Origin of the sequence: Hymenobacter radiodurans (assembly GCF_004355185.1) — a bacterium.
Lineage (GTDB): Bacteria > Bacteroidota > Bacteroidia > Cytophagales > Hymenobacteraceae > Hymenobacter > Hymenobacter radiodurans.
In genome coordinates, this window is sequence record NZ_CP037922.1 from 1,087,261 (window position 1) to 1,103,668 (window position 16,408).

Annotated in this window: 15 protein-coding genes and 1 pseudogene; all 16 read left to right on the forward strand. The window is 46.1% G+C overall.

Features of this window, described 5'->3' with window-relative positions; genetic code table 11:
- Window positions 1–8 precede the first annotated feature (8 nt).
- The 16 genes and pseudogenes from nrfD to EPD59_RS05905 all read left to right on the forward strand — a co-directional run bounded on the left by nrfD (window position 9) and on the right by EPD59_RS05905 (window position 16,395).
- The gene (nrfD, locus tag EPD59_RS05830) at window positions 9–1,475 is read left to right on the forward strand and encodes an NrfD/PsrC family molybdoenzyme membrane anchor subunit (protein ID WP_165963488.1); all 1,467 of its coding nucleotides are present in this window, start codon (window positions 9–11) and stop codon (window positions 1,473–1,475) included.
- A complete protein-coding gene (locus EPD59_RS05835; RefSeq protein WP_133271969.1) occupies window positions 1,468–1,995 on the forward strand; it encodes a DUF3341 domain-containing protein in 528 nt (175 codons plus the stop codon). The genes nrfD and EPD59_RS05835 overlap by 8 nt, the downstream gene beginning before the upstream one ends.
- Entirely contained in the window at window positions 1,995–2,720 is a 726-nt protein-coding gene (locus EPD59_RS05840) for a c-type cytochrome (RefSeq protein WP_133271970.1), read from the forward strand. Before EPD59_RS05835 ends, EPD59_RS05840 begins: the two co-directional genes overlap by 1 nt.
- A 5-nt stretch (window positions 2,721–2,725) precedes the next feature.
- Window positions 2,726–4,042 (forward strand): quinol:cytochrome C oxidoreductase, encoded by a 1,317-nt coding sequence (locus tag EPD59_RS05845; RefSeq protein ID WP_133271971.1) that lies wholly within the window; start codon window positions 2,726–2,728, stop codon window positions 4,040–4,042.
- A gap of 95 nt (window positions 4,043–4,137) precedes the next feature.
- Window positions 4,138–5,205: a cytochrome c oxidase subunit II gene (locus EPD59_RS05850; RefSeq protein ID WP_133271972.1), complete on the forward strand. Its 1,068-nt coding sequence runs from the start codon at window positions 4,138–4,140 to the stop codon at window positions 5,203–5,205.
- Window positions 5,206–5,232: 27 nt separating this feature from the next.
- The gene (locus EPD59_RS05855; RefSeq protein ID WP_240731636.1) at window positions 5,233–7,089 is read left to right on the forward strand and encodes a cytochrome c oxidase subunit I; all 1,857 of its coding nucleotides are present in this window, start codon (window positions 5,233–5,235) and stop codon (window positions 7,087–7,089) included.
- Window positions 7,090–7,251: 162 nt separating this feature from the next.
- Window positions 7,252–8,328 (forward strand): COX15/CtaA family protein, encoded by a 1,077-nt coding sequence (locus tag EPD59_RS05860; RefSeq protein WP_133271973.1) that lies wholly within the window; start codon window positions 7,252–7,254, stop codon window positions 8,326–8,328.
- Window positions 8,329–8,380: 52 nt separating this feature from the next.
- Window positions 8,381–9,232 (forward strand): heme o synthase, encoded by an 852-nt coding sequence (cyoE, locus tag EPD59_RS05865; RefSeq protein WP_133274605.1) that lies wholly within the window; start codon window positions 8,381–8,383, stop codon window positions 9,230–9,232.
- 12 nt (window positions 9,233–9,244) lie between these two features.
- Window positions 9,245–9,832, forward strand: a complete 588-nt coding sequence (locus EPD59_RS05870; RefSeq protein WP_133271974.1) for a cytochrome c oxidase subunit 3 — start codon at window positions 9,245–9,247, stop codon at window positions 9,830–9,832.
- 21 nt (window positions 9,833–9,853) lie between these two features.
- Window positions 9,854–10,627: a cytochrome c oxidase subunit 3 gene (locus EPD59_RS05875; protein WP_133271975.1), complete on the forward strand. Its 774-nt coding sequence runs from the start codon at window positions 9,854–9,856 to the stop codon at window positions 10,625–10,627.
- A gap of 82 nt (window positions 10,628–10,709) precedes the next feature.
- Window positions 10,710–11,051: a cytochrome C oxidase subunit IV family protein gene (locus EPD59_RS05880; RefSeq protein ID WP_133271976.1), complete on the forward strand. Its 342-nt coding sequence runs from the start codon at window positions 10,710–10,712 to the stop codon at window positions 11,049–11,051.
- Window positions 11,052–11,054: 3 nt separating this feature from the next.
- Window positions 11,055–11,732 (forward strand): SCO family protein, encoded by a 678-nt coding sequence (locus tag EPD59_RS05885; protein ID WP_133271977.1) that lies wholly within the window; start codon window positions 11,055–11,057, stop codon window positions 11,730–11,732.
- A pseudogene (locus tag EPD59_RS05890) lies at window positions 11,704–12,260 on the forward strand (DUF420 domain-containing protein). Before EPD59_RS05885 ends, EPD59_RS05890 begins: the two are co-directional and overlap by 29 nt.
- A 130-nt stretch (window positions 12,261–12,390) precedes the next feature.
- Entirely contained in the window at window positions 12,391–12,552 is a 162-nt protein-coding gene (locus EPD59_RS22295) for a hypothetical protein (protein WP_240731637.1), read from the forward strand.
- A 118-nt stretch (window positions 12,553–12,670) separates the two neighbouring features.
- Window positions 12,671–13,282: a hypothetical protein gene (locus EPD59_RS05900; protein WP_133271979.1), complete on the forward strand. Its 612-nt coding sequence runs from the start codon at window positions 12,671–12,673 to the stop codon at window positions 13,280–13,282.
- Window positions 13,171–16,395: a sensor histidine kinase gene (locus tag EPD59_RS05905; protein ID WP_133271980.1), complete on the forward strand. Its 3,225-nt coding sequence runs from the start codon at window positions 13,171–13,173 to the stop codon at window positions 16,393–16,395. The genes EPD59_RS05900 and EPD59_RS05905 overlap by 112 nt, the downstream gene beginning before the upstream one ends.
- Window positions 16,396–16,408 lie beyond the last annotated feature (13 nt).

Sequence of the window (16,408 nt, forward strand, 5' to 3'; positions counted from 1 at the left end):
TCAATATTATGCAGCACGTATCGCCAGTAAGAGAGCCGCTCGTAACGGGGGGCAAAACTTACCACGACATCACGGAAGACGTGTGCCGCCAGGTGGAAGCTAAGCCAAACATCCGGTGGATGGCAGCCCTGAGCGTAGCGCTCTTTTTTCTAGGCATCTTTTTCTATTCTGTATACCGGACCTTATGGTATGGTATAGGAGAATGGGGCCTGAACAAAACAGTTGGCTGGGCTTGGGACATCACCAACTTCGTATGGTGGGTGGGTATTGGTCATGCTGGCACTTTGATCTCAGCGGTACTGCTGTTGTTCCGTCAGAAATGGCGGAGTTCAATTAACCGTGCAGCTGAAGCCATGACTATCTTCGCTGTAATATGTGCTGCCATGTTCCCGGTTTTGCACATGGGCCGTCCTTGGTTGGCCTATTGGGTATTTCCGTTCCAGAATACATTTGGCTCACTGTGGGTGAACTTTAATTCCCCACTTTTGTGGGACGTATTTGCAATCTCCACATACTTCTCGGTTTCCTTAGTATTCTGGTACATCGGACTTATTCCTGATTTTGCCACCATTCGGGATCGTGCAAAAGGACCTATTGCTAAGCGTGCATATGCTTTATTAAGCTTCGGTTGGAAAGGATCGGCTAAAGCTTGGTCACGTTATGAGACGGTTTCTCTGATATTGGCTGGTGTTGCAACTCCTCTGGTGCTTTCAGTTCACACTATTGTATCGATGGACTTTGCTACCTCTGTCGTACCTGGTTGGCACACTACTATCTTCCCGCCTTACTTTGTTGCAGGAGCTATATTCTCGGGCTTTGCAATGGTATTAACTCTAATGCTTATCACGCGGGTTGTATTCAAGCTTGAGGACTATATTACGATAGAACACATTGCTCTCATGAATAAAATCATGATGATCACAGGTTCTATTGTAGGTGTTGCCTATATCACAGAGTTCTTTATTGCTTGGTACTCACAAGTGGAATTTGAGCAATACGCCTTCATTAACCGAGCTACAGGACCGTATTGGTGGGCGTATGCCTCGATGATGACATGCAACGTAATCACACCTCAATTGGTATGGTTTCGTCGCATCCGTTATAGCATTCCGGCCACGTTCATTCTATCCATTATTGTGAACATCGGTATGTGGTTCGAGCGTTTCGTAATTATCGTTACTTCCTTACACCGTGATTACTTGCCTTCTAGCTGGGTAATGTTCTCTCCAACATGGGTTGACATCGGAATCTATGTAGGCACATTAGGCTTATTTTTCACTCTCTTCTTACTGTTTGCTAAATTCTTCCCAGTAGTGAACATGGCTGAGGTGAAAACCATCCTGAAATATGGGGTGGATAATGGTCCAACGTACACTGCTAACCATAATCATGGCCATCAAGTAGCTCCAGTTCATCAACCTGTTGCTCCAGCTCTACCAGCTTCAGCACCCGTAAATTATAATAAGCATGACTAAGCGCTTCGCCCTCGGCATATTCGACGACGAGGACGTGCTATTGCACGCCATCGAGAACATTCGCGCCGCTGGGGTTAAGATCCACGATGTGTTCTCGCCTTACCCCGTTCACGGAATTGATGATGCTCTCGGCATTGAGCGCTCACGACTACCTATTGCAGCCTTTTTCTTTGGTTTGACAGGATTGTCGTTTGCCCTCTGGATGCAGATTTATATGTTGGGTTTCGACTGGCCAATGATTATTGGTGGCAAACCTCATATCGCATTACCTGCATTCATTCCTGTAAGTTTTGAAATGACGGTTCTCTTCTGTGCTCATGGCATGGTGATTACCTTTTTTACTATCAGTAAACTATATCCGCGTTGGAAAGTGCCAGTAATGGATGTACGCGCTACTGATGATAAATTTGTGATGGCCATCGAATTAAAAGATGATGCTTCTGAATTGAGCCGCCTAACTCAACTGCTTCGTGAAAACGGTGCAACAGAAGTCAACGAAAAAGAAATGACCCAGAAATAATGACGCACTGGCTGAAATTAAGTCTTCAGGGTTCGACAATGCTCTTTGCTGCTGTATTAGCTACAAGCTGCAACCGTGCTGATGTTCCGGCTATTCAATACGCCCCCGAAATGTATGAGCCGATTCCTTATGAGGCGCTCAAGCAGACAAATGTTAATGTAATTAACCCGATGGGTACTAACGAACGTGTTCCAGTAGTAGGAACTGTTCCATTAGGTAAACTAGATTATTATACTCATATCCCTAAGGATAGTGTAGGAATTGCAGAACGCACATTGCGCAATCCTTACGCTTATTCAAAAGCTAACTTAGAAGAGGGCAAGGCCCTATATACCAGAGTTTGCTCTCATTGCCACGGGGAAGATGGAAAAGGCCAGGGACCTGTAGGCATAAAGTTTAAAGGCGTTCCGGATTACTCAGCAGGCGCTTACAAAACTATGAATGACGGGCATATCTATCATGTCATTCAATGGGGACGTAATCGCATGATGCCCCATGGATCTATCGTAAACCCAGAAGAGCGCTGGAAAATTGCTATGTATGTCCGAGTACTACAGCGTGGTGAAGGTCCTGACGGTTTAGCTAAGCTAGTAGACGTTAGCAAGGATTCAACGGAAATGACGGATCGTGCTAACCAGAGTCCTATAGAGGAAGCTCAGGCTGATAAAGCATCAGAGACACCAGGGCAAGGTGGTACGGAGGCTAGAAACGGAACGTCGAACTAATAATTATGGCAACTCTGACGCATCAGGACAGTGTTACGACTGAACATTTACAACTTCCGTCTAGCACTCGTAAAAAGTTCATTACAATAATAGCGGTAGGAATTATCCTGTTGATCATAGGGGCTGTATTAGCTGCCTTGGGGATAGGAGAGGAGCATGCCGCTACGGCTGGTCATGAAGCTGGCACTGGAGCAGGAGCTTCTGCAGAACACCATGAAGGCAGCCCTATTTGGGTAAAGCGGATTCTTGTAAGTCTTTGGCATAGCAATGTTTACTTCATTGGTATTGCTGTAATCGGTACGTTCTTCGTGGCCCTACAGTACGTTGCTTACGCTGGCTGGTCAGTCTTAGTCAAGCGTATTTCGGAGGCATTAAGTGCTTGGTTACTGCCAGGTGCTATAATCATGCTTATCGTGTTCTTCGTAGGACGCCATGATCTATTTCACTGGACCCATGACGGCATTATGACTCCCGGTCATGAAAAATATGATGCGATAGTTGCTGGTAAAAGCGGTTTCTTGAATCTGCCATTCTACGTTATTAGAATGGTCATTTACCTTGGGATCTGGTGGTTCTTCTCAGAAAAGTTAAGAAAGCTTTCACTTGAAGAAGATCTCAACGGCGGAACTGAGTATTTTCATAAGAGCATCAATGTAGGAGCCCTTTTTCTAGTTCTTTTTGCTGTTTCATCTTCGATGGCAGCTTGGGATTGGGTTATGTCGATTGACGTACACTGGTTCAGTACGATGTTTGGTTGGTATGTATTCGCAAGCTGGTGGGTGTCCGGCTTAGCAGCTGTAACTCTTACTGCTATTTATCTTAAGCAAGCAGGTTACCTACGATTCCTAAATGCTAACCATCTGCACGATCTTGGTAAGTTCATGTTTGGCTTCAGCATTTTCTGGACATACATCTGGTTCTCACAGTTTATGTTGATCTGGTATGCCAATCTTCCTGAAGAGGCTGTTTATTTTAATCAGCGCTTGGGGGGCTTTAATGGTCACTACACTTGGATCTTCTATTTCAATTTGGTTATCAATTTTGCTTTCCCATTTCTCGTGATGATGACACGGGATGCAAAGCGTCAGATGATCATGCTAAAAATTGTGTGTATAGCTATTCTCATAGGTCATTGGTTTGATTTCTATTTGATGATCATGCCTGCAACTATGAAAGGTGAAAGTGGGTTTGTAATTGAAATTGGTATTGCACTGATCTTTTTGGGCTCTTTCCTGTTGTTGTTTACAAAGCGTCTGTCTCAGGCGTCATTGGTGCCCGTGAATCATCCCTTTCTTGATGAAAGCGTGCATCATACAACTTAAAATTGATTTGAGTATCGGGTGGCATAGCATTCTAATTAATTAGTAGTGCTATCTACATTGCTCATAATCGCTGTACTCACATCTATCCCTAGATAATGATTGCTCTTGGTATCCTGCTGGTATTGGTGCTGCTTCTAGTCGTATTCGGCTTGTTGTTTCGCCTCCAGATCCTTACTTCCATCTTTTCTGGTAGCCTAACTCGTGAAATCGGGATGAGCAACCGAGTCAATGCTATCCTTATGATCATCTTCATGGTGGTTGGTGGAGGCGCATTCGCTTGGTCATTCATCGACAACTACGATAAGATGAATCCTCCTATTGCTTCTATTCATGGATATGCAGTGGAGAATATGTTCTGGACCACAATGATCATCTTGGGTGTAGCGTTTGCTCTCACCCATCTTATGCTGTTCATCTTCTCTTATCGTTATCAACATAAGGATGGACGTAGAGCTTTCTTCTTTTCTCACAACAACAAGATTGAGATAATCTGGACGTTGATCCCAGCAATCGTGATGGCAAGCTTGGTGTTTGCAGGCTGGAAAGAGTGGACCAAGATCACAGGGCCAGCTCCGAAGGACGCTATCGTTCTGGAAGTAATGGGTAAGCAATTCAACTGGCTGGTTCGTTATCCGGGTCGCGACCAAAAATTAGGTGTAGTTAACTACCGCTTAATTGACGCTACTAATGAATTCGGATTTGATCTGAATGACAATAATGCCATGGATGATTTCACTGTTAATGAGATCCATGTGCCAAAAGGACATCCCGTATTGCTCAAGATTCGCTCACGTGATGTACTACATGGCGTTTACATGCCAAACTTCAGGGTTCAGATGTACGCTGTGCCAGGTATGCCAACCAAGTTCTGGTTTACGCCTACTAAAACTACTGACGAAATGCGCGCTCAGTTAGGTAACCCAAAGTTTAATTATGAGTTAGCATGCTCCCAGATTTGCGGACGTGGTCACTTCGCTATGAAGGCAATAATAGTTGTAGATGAACCTGACGATTATGTAGCTTGGTTTGCTCAACAGAAATCGTTTTCAGAACAGAACCCTGATGTTTTGGCTAGTTTCAAACAGAAGTCTGATAAATTGGTTAAAACTAAGAATGCTGATGCGGCCGCTGTCTTAACTCCGGCTAACAAAGCTTCGCTCTAACTTACTTTATAACGCACGCTCAACTGTATGGCTGCTAATATTCCCACCAACGCTCCTGTGCATGGAACGCCCACTGTGCCTCATATTGAGCACGATGAGCACCTGCATCATGATGAGCACCACGAGCAAAGCTTCCTGACCAAGTACGTTTTTAGTCAGGACCACAAAGTAATTGCTAAACAATTTCTTATTACTGGTATTTTTTGGGCCATTTTGGGAGGCGCACTTTCTAGCCTCTTCCGAATCCAGTTAGGTTGGCCTGAGTCAACTATGTCATGGTTGACGCCTGTATTGGGCAAATGGGTTGAAGCGGGTAAACTTAATCCTGAGTTCTATCTTGCTCTTGTCACCATGCACGGCACTATCATGGTGTTCTTTGTGCTAACAGCTGGGTTAAGTGGAACATTTTCCAATTTTCTAATCCCACTACAAGTCGGAGCCCGCGATATGGCTTCAGGATTTATGAACATGCTTTCATACTGGTTTTTCTTTGCTTCCAGTATTATCATGTTCACCTCAATTTTCCTTGAAGCTGGCCCCGCGTCAGCTGGTTGGACAATCTATCCTCCGTTAAGCGCATTACCTCAGGCAATTCCAGGTTCAGGAGCTGGAATGACACTTTGGCTAGTGAGTATGGCTCTGTTCATCATCTCTCAATTGCTGGGTGGAGTTAATTATATCACAACAGTAATTAATCTACGGACACGTGGGATGTCAATGTCCAAATTGCCACTTACAATTTGGTCGTTCTTCTTAACAGCTGTTTTAGGTCTACTTTCTTTTCCAGTATTATTCTCTGCCGCTTTACTGCTAATATTTGATCGTTCGTTTGGCACCAGTTTCTTTTTGTCAGACATATACATAGCTGGTCAGGCATTGAGCAATACAGGTGGTAGCCCTATCCTGTTCCAGCATTTGTTCTGGTTCTTGGGACACCCTGAAGTGTATATTGTTATCATGCCAGCAATGGGTATGGTTTCAGAAATTCTAGCTACCAATTCACGTAAGCCAATCTTCGGCTATCGCGCAATGATTGGTTCACTATTGGGTATTTCATTGCTTTCCTTCGTCGTATGGGCTCACCATATGTTCGTAACAGGTATGAATCCCTTCTTGGGCTCAGTGTTTATGTTTCTTACATTGATCATTGCTGTGCCTTCTGGGGTTAAAGTATTTAACTGGTTGGCTACATTGTGGCGTGGAAATATCCGCTTTACTACGGCCATGCTATTTTCAATTGGCTTTGTATCACTGTTTATTTCAGGCGGCCTGACTGGTATTGTACTAGGCAACGCCGCTCTAGATATTCAGATGCACAATACATATTTCGTAGTAGCTCACTTTCACCTAGTGATGGGTAGTTCAGCGTTCTTTGGATTGTTTGCCGGTGTATATCATTGGTTCCCAAAGATGTTCGGACGTATGCTCGATGAAAAATTGGGTTACGTTCACTTTTGGCTCACCTTCATCGGTGTATACCTGGTATTCATGCCAATGCACTATGTTGGCATTGCTGGTTTTCCTCGTCGCTATTATGCCTTCACTGGATTTGATAGCTTCAGTCAATTTGCTGATTTGAATAAATTCATTTCTGCCGCTGCCATATTTGCATTCCTTGGTCAGTTCATTTTCATCTTCAACTTCTTTTATAGCATCTGGCGTGGTCGTCGTGCTACTGAGAATCCATGGAACTCGAACACATTGGAATGGACCACTCCTATTAATCCTGGTCATGGTAACTGGCCTGGCGCTATTCCAGCCGTACATCGTTGGCCGTACGATTATAGCAAACCCGGTGCTGAGAAGGACTTCATTCCCCAGAACGTACCATACTCACAAACCCAGTCATCTAATTTGCCGAATGAGCGGGAAATGGCGGAGTAGTCATTCCGAATTTTAAAAATGGAGTTGCCGTAACTACGGCAGCTCCATTTTTCATTAAAAGGGAAGTTCAGTATCGGCTGGCCGACCTGAATTTCCCTTTTTTTGGGTAGAAAAGTAATTCTGATTGTTGTATACATAACAATCAGACAATCCTTCAGTACAATGAAACCTGCCTTCGTGCGCCGCTTTCGCTTTATCGGTATCCTTACTGTTGCTGCTGTTTACTTACTTATTCTCGTAGGTGGAGTAGTAAGAAGCACTGGGTCAGGAATGGGGTGCCCTGATTGGCCTAAGTGCTTTGGCTCTTGGGTGCCACCAACTCATATCAGTCAACTCCCTGCTGACTATAAGCAAGTGTATACTGCTCAACGAGTAGCCAAAAACAAACGATTGGCAGCTACGCTACAGGTGTTCGGATTTAAGCAAGTCGCCAGCGACATATTTTCACACCCTACCCAATACATAGAAACTGATTTCAACGCTACTAAAACATGGATTGAATATCTGAACAGGTTATTAGGCGCGCTGATTGGAGTATTTGTTTTTCTGACTTTGATTTTTGCACTCCCTTACAGGCACCATGATAAGACTGTTTTTTGGCTTGCCTTCGGAAGCTTTATTCTGATAGGAGTGCAAGGGTGGTTAGGGTCATTGGTTGTATCTACCAACCTATTGCCAATAATGATAACGATCCATATGGGCTTAGCACTAGTGATAGTAGCTATGCTCATTTACGCTGTTGATCGCTCGCAACAAGACACAGAACACACCGAAATGATACCTTTTTCACCGATGCTAACGGCTGGGCTGTGGACGGTGACCTTGTTGACTTTCATACAAATAGTATTGGGTACACAAGTGCGGGAAGAAGTGGATTTAGTAGCCTCAGCCATGAGTTATGATAACCGTGCTAACTGGATAGATCAACTAGGGAGCATTTTTAAGGTGCATCGCACATTCTCTGTAGTGCTCCTACTATTGAACATATACGTTGCGTATCATGTGTATCAACTACCATCCAAACGGCTGCATGTCTTAATTACTGCGGTGCTTGGTTTCTTAGGATTGGAAATCCTGGCTGGTATGGTACTCGCTTACTTCGCATTGCCCGCTGCTGTACAGCCTGTACACCTTATGGTAGCTACGTTGTTGTTTGGGGGGCAATTTCTGACATTGGTAGCCTATCATCGAATGGCTAAATCAGTAGCGAAGGCCACTTATCCGCATGTTGTTGCGTAACTTTGCGGCCCCGTTTGACAAAGTTCAGACGGGTGTTTTGTACCCATCCTTGATGACGAAACTCAAAGCTTATTTTCAGCTGCTCAAATTCCGGCTTTCAATCACCGTGGCCTTCTCCAGTGCTATCGGCTACCTGCTAGGTGTCCACGAACTGGACTGGAGTCGTGCCTTGCTAGTAATGCTTGGCGGGTTAGCCGTAACAGGGTCAGCCAATACCATAAATCAGATTCATGAGCGAGATTTAGACAAGCTTATGAAGCGCACTGCTAAACGGCCTTTGCCTACAGGAGTACTAAGTATTTCAGAAGCTTGGGTGTTCGCAATAGTCTTAGGACTAGCAGGTTTAGGCTTGTTGGCTACTTATTTCAACTTGCTAACCGCCGCTCTATCTCTATTATCGCTCATCCTGTACGGCTTCATTTACACCCCACTCAAAACTATCTCCCCAATCTGTGTTTTTGTAGGAGCTATTCCAGGTGGTATGCCGCCTCTTATAGGCTGGGTAGCCGCTACAGGTGTATTAGGAGTTGAGGCTTGGGTATTATTCGGGATACAGTTTATGTGGCAGTTTCCGCACTTTTGGGCCATTGCGTGGGTTCTAGATGAGGACTATAAGCGAGCGGGATTCAAGATGTTACCTACTCCGGGGGGCAAAGATTTGCGCACAGCTTTCCAGATAATGACTTACACGCTTTTGCTCATTCCACTAAGCCTATTGCCTCTTCAGTTTGGAATGGCGGGTAAGATATCAGCGATGATTGCGGTGGTGTGCGGAGTATTGTTTCTCATGCAAACCTTTTACCTGATGCGCACTTGTTCCAAAAAGGCGGCGATGAACATCATGTTTGGGTCGTTTTTGTACCTGCCAATTGTTCAGATTGCGCTGGTGTTCGATAAATTATAATGCTTTTGCTGTATGCATCCTTCTGAAACGCTTACCGATAAAGAGACTGGCACCGGCCTGCATCCCTTACGGTTACTGCTCATTCTGCTCATTATTAGTATTCTGATGATGTTTGCGGGCTTAACAAGTGGCTACATTGTCCGCCGTGATGAGGGCAACTGGCTAGAGTTTGATCTGCCTACCGGGCTGCTGTTTAATACAATTATTATTGCCATTAGCTCTGCCACAATGCAATGGGCTTGGTTTGCTGCCCGCAAAGACAATCTGCGACAGGTTAAAATCGGAATGCTGGTAACCCTGGCTTTAGGGTTGCTTTTTCTAATTGGTCAGTGGCAGGTGTGGAGCGAATTAGTGAGCAACAGGGTATACTTTGGTGGGGCTGATTCTAATCCATCAGGCTCCTTTATGTATGTACTCACGGGGCTTCACGGATTTCACTTAATCACCGGACTTATTTTTCTCGTACTGGTAGTAGTTAAGAGTCTGCGCTATCAGGTGCATTCTCGCCAAATGTTGGCTATCACAAATGGAACTATCTACTGGCACTTCCTAGGAGCTCTTTGGTTGTACTTGTATTTGTTCCTACTTTTGAACCACTGATTTCGTCCTTACCCGCTTTATATGGCCACTACCTCCACGACACAGACTCTATCCTCGCCATCTACCCAAGAACAGCCACGCACTGGCACTTGGGATGGGGGCAATGAGCCTTTCAAGGCTAGCTATGGCAAGCTGATGATGTGGTTCTTCCTGTTGTCGGATGCCTTTACGTTTGCTGCCTTTCTGACCACTTATGGCTTGATGCGTCATCGCCATTTAGCTTATACCGGTACCAATGAGGCGTTTGAGTTTTCCACGGCTTATTGGCCTATTCCGGATAAAGTTTTTAACGCTTTTCCTGGACTTCACGGCATAGATTTGCCTCTAGGATTCGTGGCACTCATGACCATGATTCTCATTTTCAGCTCTGTCACAATGGTATTAGCTGTAGAGGCTGGCCATCGTATGGATAAGAATGATGTTCAGAAGTGGTTGCTATGGACAATTTTGTTTGGTGCCACCTTTTTAAGCTGCCAGGCTTGGGAATGGTCTCACTTTATTGCCGGAACAGATGAAGGTACGTTAATGGAAGACGGTACGCGTTTCTTCGGGGCCAACCTGCAAAGAAACCAATACGGTCCAGTACTTTTCGCTGACTTGTTTTTCTTTATTACTGGTTTCCATGGTACCCACGTATTTAGTGGTATCTGCCTGCTGATTTGGTCATTCATTGCTACTACCAATGGCACCTTCGAGAAAAGAGGTCACTATGAGATGGTGGAGAAAATTGGTCTGTACTGGCACTTTGTAGACTTAGTATGGGTGTTCGTCTTTACTTTCTTCTACCTCGTTTAATTTCTTCAAAGCGCTACTCCTCATAAGAACGATCTGCATAATTGCATTTAATCGTTTGAGTTAAGATTTAATTTCAAAAGTTATGGCTCAACATAGCAGCAACCAGCCTCAACAGCTAGGCGAAATCCCGAAGCCCAATACGGGTTGGATTTGGAAGACATTCTGGGTACTTGTAGGTATTACAGCACTTGAGTTCGTATTCGTATTCCTTATGGATCCGGGTACCCTGCGTAATACAATATTTATTATTCTTACGATTTTCAAAGCCTTCTTTATTGTGGCTGAATTCATGCACTTGAAGCATGAAACGAAAGGACTAATCTGGACTATCCTGATTCCTATGGGTCTCCTGATTTGGCTATTGGTAGCCTTAGTTAGTGAAGGATCTTATGTAGGAGAGTCGATTCAAAATGCTCTTAAGTAAGTAATGAGGCCCAAACAAACATTGTTTCTGGGCCTCATTCTTTTGGTACCGGTACTGGCTTTTTTATTTCTTAAGTCATTCGGTACAAACCGTTACGCGTTGCCATTTTATTTACCTGATCGTGTTGATTCAACACTAATTGGTGATAAGTGGCAACGCGATACTGTTTTTCATCAGTTAAAGGATTACAGCTTCTCCTCTCAAACCGGGCGAGTTATTGGCCAGAAAGATTTAAAAGATGGCCTTTATATAACAAGCTTCTTTTACACAGCCTGCCCTCAAGACTGTGCACAACGATACAGCCAACTCACGCGTGTACAAGAGAAGTTTCGCCTAGAGCCAAGGGTTCGGTTAGTTTCTTACACCGTAAATCCAACGCAGGATTCAGTATCTGTGTTGGAGCGTTACGCGGAGCAATACGGGGCTATAGCAGGTAAATGGTTCTTTTTGACTGGTGACAAAAATCAACTTAACCGGTTATTAACGGAAGAGTACCGACTTCCTGCTCTCAAGGGGGAGACACCAGCTATACAACACAGTCAGCAGCTGTTCTTGGTAGATCGTAACCACCGGATACGAGGCATTTATGACGGTACAAAAGCGAGAGAAATTGACCGCCTGATCACCGAAATTACCGTGTTGCTTTACACTTATGACCACAACAACGAACCCCGCTCTTAAGCCGGGTGATTTTACGAAATACAAAATCATTTTGGGGATTCTAGCAACTGTAGTGCCCCTGCTGGTTGCTATTCTGCATTACTTCCCCAATACATTTCGCGTTCCAGGTGCAGAAGTAAAGTTTTTGCCGGCCCTTAATGCCATCCTGAACTCACTAACAGCCATATGCTTGCTACTTGGCTTTTACTTTATTAGGAACAAGCAAGTAGCACGTCACCGAGCTATGATGTCTACTGCATTCGCGCTGGGGGGCATTTTTCTCCTTTCCTATGTGGTATATCACTCTCAGGTCGATTCAACTCGGTTTGGGGTGAGGGCACCATCAGGTATGTATATTTCTTTTTACTGCTCACGCATATTGCCTTGGCTGTAGTAACGGTAGGGTTGGTGTTATTTACGCTCTACTTTGCTTTGACTGAGCAGTTTACCAAACACCGTAAGATAGCCCGTTGGGCATTTCCGGTTTGGCTTTACGTATCTGTAACGGGTGTTATCGTGTACTTTATGATTTCGCCTTACTATACCTAGAAGTAAAGAAACTTTGTCCTTAAGAAAGTGTTGAAATAGTATGAGAAAGGCAGCTATTACCGGTTTGTTTACCTTCCTGTTGGGCTTATTGCTTTGTATAGCCCCCATTTCGACACAAGCTCAATGCTCCATGTGCAAAACTCAGGTTGAGTCGGCGCGAGGCGATAAAGACGAATATGACGCATCTGGCCTGAATAAAGGTATTTTGATGCTTATGACGGTGCCTTATGTATTGATGGGAGTTGTTGGATTTATTTGGTATCGGCACAGCCAGGCGAAAAAACAAGGGTAAGTGTACTGACGTCCTGATAAAAAGCAGGGTTTCTAATAGAATAGGAAATGCCGCCGAATGGCGGCATTTTTGTTGAAAGCCTATTCTCATCTGTAGTGCTTCAGCATCCTAATTGCCTTTGAAGTTAGTCCGTTCGTCTCCACTGGTTTTGCTGTTGGCCGCCACGCTTTGCTTTGTGGCCGCCTACCTGAGCAATCGTTATGGCCAAGTGCCGGCAGTACTATTGCGCGCCGAAACGACGCGTCTGCAAAACCTAGTTATTGAGGCGCAACGCACAGCGGAGCGCGAGGCTGACGAAGTTGCTGAGCGCTTACAGGGACAAACTCTCAATTTCAATTCCCTTGTTGGTTTAACAACGTATCCGTGTTTCGTATTTGAGGGCGAGAAGCTGCTGTATTGGTCTGATCATACAATTCGGCCGGAGGTCGCTAATGTGGTCCAGAACTTTCGTGAGAAGCTGGTGGACATGCGGTTTGGGCAATACTTGGTACTGCGCCGCCCAGTAGGTTCTCACATTATTCTAACCTATATCCCTCTGGAAAAGCGGTACGGAATCAGTAACCGCTACCTGCGCGAGGGCGCTGAACAAGCTTTGTTTCGGGGGCAAATGTTCGGCTGGTGGTCAACAACAACCCCCGATTACCCCGCCTGTTTTCTGAGGAGGGCGACTACCTCTTCTCCATTGAAAGTTCTGCTCCCGATCCGGTTACGGGCAAATATCTGCCTGTAGGGTTTTTGCTGTTGGGTTTCGGGTTGTACTTAGCGGGCTGGCTCCGCTTGGCTATTGGCTTCTTTTCTGCAGGCAAGGTATTAGCCGGAGTAGGCTCCGTCGTATTGTCACTCATGGCAATGCGAGCAGCTTTGCTGTTTTTAGGGCTTCCCTTCTCGCTGGTAGAAGTTCCTCTGTTCGATCCGCGCCTGTACGCTGCTTCGTGGCTTTCGCCTTCACTAGGCGACCTGCTAATCAATGCCTTCCTGTTTGTGGCATTGTCCTATTACGCCCTGCTATTATTCCGACGCTACGGCATCGTGCGCCGGATACGGCAGATCCGTCGTTTTTATTTGCTATTCATTATAGGCACTGCGGCGGTATTGAGCTTTTATGGCTTATTACAGCTTCTATTTAGCTTTTACTCCAATAGCTTCAATAACTCCCAACTCGTACTCGATGTGACGCAGAGTATCGACGTGTCGGTATTCAAAGGGCTGTTATGTCTGGCTATCATACTGCATACGGGGAGCTACCTGGTCGGTTTTTATATGCTGTCCCAGCTATTTATCGCCTCCGTTCGGCCGGCTACGCGCAGTGTAGGTATCATATTATTAGGGCTGACTACGCTTACAGTTTTGCCTTTGGGGCTGGCCTTCAGCCTGACCAGTGGAATACTGCTAGGACTTACGTTGCTCTTCTTCTTCATCGTGCGGCTGACGGGCTTACGTCAAGTAGCGTCGGTGGTACCATATCAAGTGTACCTGTTTATCTTCTTGATGCTGGGCGTAAGCTCCGTAGTGGGAGCTTTGGCCTTGTATGAGCACTTTGATCGGCAGCTAGTCATAAATAAGCAGCGGATTGCTAGCAACTTATTGGTGGATAATGACTTACAAGGTGAGTACCTGCTAGCAGAGCGTTCGCGCCAGATGGCCGCCGACCCATTGATCCAAACGATGCTGGCGCGCCCCTTCGCCAACCAAGATGTAGTGCGGCAGAAGATCGTGAAGTATTATTTGCGTGACTATTTCGATAAATATGAGATTGTAGTCACGCTCTTTGACCCGGCCGGCCGCTCGCTGGACGGTAATGAGGAGACACTGAATTTGCCTCAGCTCCGGCGACGCCTTTTGCGTACGGCCCTTTCTACGGACCATCCCGACTTATACCTCATTCATAACAGCAACTCCTTTAGCTCCCGGCGCTATGTGGCTTTTGTGCCGGTCGTGACTTCCGCAGGAGGCACAAGTACCGTTCTGCTGGAGCTTTCACTTAAAAAGCTGACAGCCTACAGCGTAGTACCTGAGCTGTTGGTCGATCAGAAGTTTTTCCAGCCTGGTCTCGGCTCCGACTTAAGCTATGCCGGTTACGAAAACGGACGTCTTGTGTATAAGGAAGGTGATTTTGATTACGTAAACCAGCTTACTCCGGCTCAGCGACAAGATCCGCGCTTATACAGTGTGGGGTTATCAGTTGATGGCTTCCACCATCTGGCCGTTCGGGGTGCCCAGCATCGCATGGTGGTAGTGACAACGGCCACCTATGCTTTCGACGATTGGTTGGCTAACTTCTCCTTCCTGTTTTTGCTGCACACTTTCTTTAGTCTGCTGGTGCTGGGGGGCTATATGCTGGCGCGGGGACAGTATTTCCAAGTATTTCGTACTACGTTCAGCACCAAAATTCAGCTGTTTCTCAACTTTGGTATCCTCGTTCCGCTTCTTATTGTGAGTATCGCGACGGCTAGCCAGGTGACCTCGTCGTACCAGCGGGATTTGCGGCGCACCTATGAGCGAAGGGGCAAAACGGTGCAGGAAAATCTGCTGAAAAATCGGGCGCTACTGGCTGATTCGTCTGGCCGGGCCGCCCTGATTGATTTGGCTGAAAACGTGTCAGATCTGACTGAAACCGATTTGAATCTGTATGGCGCCGATGGTAGCTTACAAGTGAGCAGCCAGCCCTTGATTTTTGAGTCAGGTCTGCTGAGCACCTTGATGCACCCGCGAGCAGTAGCTGAGTTGTCGGAAAAAGGACAGCCGCAAGTATTGCTTACCGAAACAGCTGGCTCCCTATCTTTTAATACTCTGTATCTGCCGCTGCGAGCGGTGGTGCGGCCCGGCCGCCCCGATGTAGTGGTTGGTTACGTTGGAATTCCCTTCTTTGACTCCGAGAAAGAGCTTGATAATAAGCTTATCGAGTTGATTTCCACCATTCTGAACATCTTCACGGTGATGTTCATCATCTTTTTGGTGCTGGCATTCGTCGCCTCCCGAATCCTAACAGCTCCACTCAAAATCATCACGGAGAAACTCAAACAAACCACGCTTACGGGCCAAAACGAGATGCTGGCCTACGAGTCATCGGATGAAATTGGGCTGCTGGTGCGGGAGTATAATACGATGCTGCTGAAGCTGGAGGAAAGTAAGCAGGAGCTGGCAACTCAGGAAAAAGAAGCAGCGTGGCGCGAAATGGCGCGCCAAGTGGCACATGAAATCAAGAATCCGCTGACGCCCATGAAGCTTTCGCTCCAGTATTTGCAGAAAGCCATTGCCGAGCGCCGCCCTAATACGGAGGAGTTGATTGGTAAAATATCCCAAACACTCATCACGCAAATCGATGTGCTCAGCGACATTGCTACGTCGTTCTCTACCTTCACCAACCTGCCGGCCATGCGGCCCGAGCGGCTGGATGTAGTGCCTATTTTACGACGTTGCGTGAGCTTACACAAAGGTGGAGTGGGAGAGGGCAGCATTCGACTAAAAGTGCCAGCTGACGCGAAGAGTGGCCGGTACGTAGTCTTTGCCGACGAAAACCTGTTGGTTCGTACGTTCAACAACTTGCTTATCAACGCCATGCAATCGGTGCCGGAGGGAAGAAAGCCGCAGATCAATGCCAGCCTGGAGCTTCGCGGAACCGACCGTATTGTAATTTGCATCGCCGATAATGGCGCCGGTATTCCCGAGGATGTGCAGGCGAAGGTGTTCGTGCCTAACTTCACTACCAAAACCTCCGGGTCGGGAATTGGCTTAGCCGTGGCCCGGCGAGGAATTGAAAGCGCTGGGGGGCAAATTTGGTTTGAGACGGAGGAAAATGTGGGCACACGGTTCTGTATTGAGCTGCCATTGGCACCCGAGTAAAAGTTGAGTGTGG

Excerpts from the sequence above, each read along its gene's own strand:
- nrfD (WP_165963488.1), top strand. The coding sequence starts at position 9 with ATGCAGCACGTATCGCCAGTAAGAGAGCCGCTCGTAACGGGGGGCAAA.
- EPD59_RS05835 (WP_133271969.1), top strand. The coding sequence starts at position 1,468 with ATGACTAAGCGCTTCGCCCTCGGCATATTCGACGACGAGGACGTGCTA.
- EPD59_RS05840 (WP_133271970.1), top strand. The coding sequence starts at position 1,995 with ATGACGCACTGGCTGAAATTAAGTCTTCAGGGTTCGACAATGCTCTTT.
- EPD59_RS05845 (WP_133271971.1), top strand. The coding sequence starts at position 2,726 with ATGGCAACTCTGACGCATCAGGACAGTGTTACGACTGAACATTTACAA.
- EPD59_RS05850 (WP_133271972.1), top strand. The coding sequence starts at position 4,138 with ATGATTGCTCTTGGTATCCTGCTGGTATTGGTGCTGCTTCTAGTCGTA.
- EPD59_RS05855 (WP_240731636.1), top strand. The coding sequence starts at position 5,233 with ATGGCTGCTAATATTCCCACCAACGCTCCTGTGCATGGAACGCCCACT.
- EPD59_RS05860 (WP_133271973.1), top strand. The coding sequence starts at position 7,252 with ATGAAACCTGCCTTCGTGCGCCGCTTTCGCTTTATCGGTATCCTTACT.
- cyoE (WP_133274605.1), top strand. The coding sequence starts at position 8,381 with ATGACGAAACTCAAAGCTTATTTTCAGCTGCTCAAATTCCGGCTTTCA.
- EPD59_RS05870 (WP_133271974.1), top strand. The coding sequence starts at position 9,245 with ATGCATCCTTCTGAAACGCTTACCGATAAAGAGACTGGCACCGGCCTG.
- EPD59_RS05875 (WP_133271975.1), top strand. The coding sequence starts at position 9,854 with ATGGCCACTACCTCCACGACACAGACTCTATCCTCGCCATCTACCCAA.
- EPD59_RS05880 (WP_133271976.1), top strand. The coding sequence starts at position 10,710 with ATGGCTCAACATAGCAGCAACCAGCCTCAACAGCTAGGCGAAATCCCG.
- EPD59_RS05885 (WP_133271977.1), top strand. The coding sequence starts at position 11,055 with ATGAGGCCCAAACAAACATTGTTTCTGGGCCTCATTCTTTTGGTACCG.
- EPD59_RS22295 (WP_240731637.1), top strand. The coding sequence starts at position 12,391 with ATGTGCAAAACTCAGGTTGAGTCGGCGCGAGGCGATAAAGACGAATAT.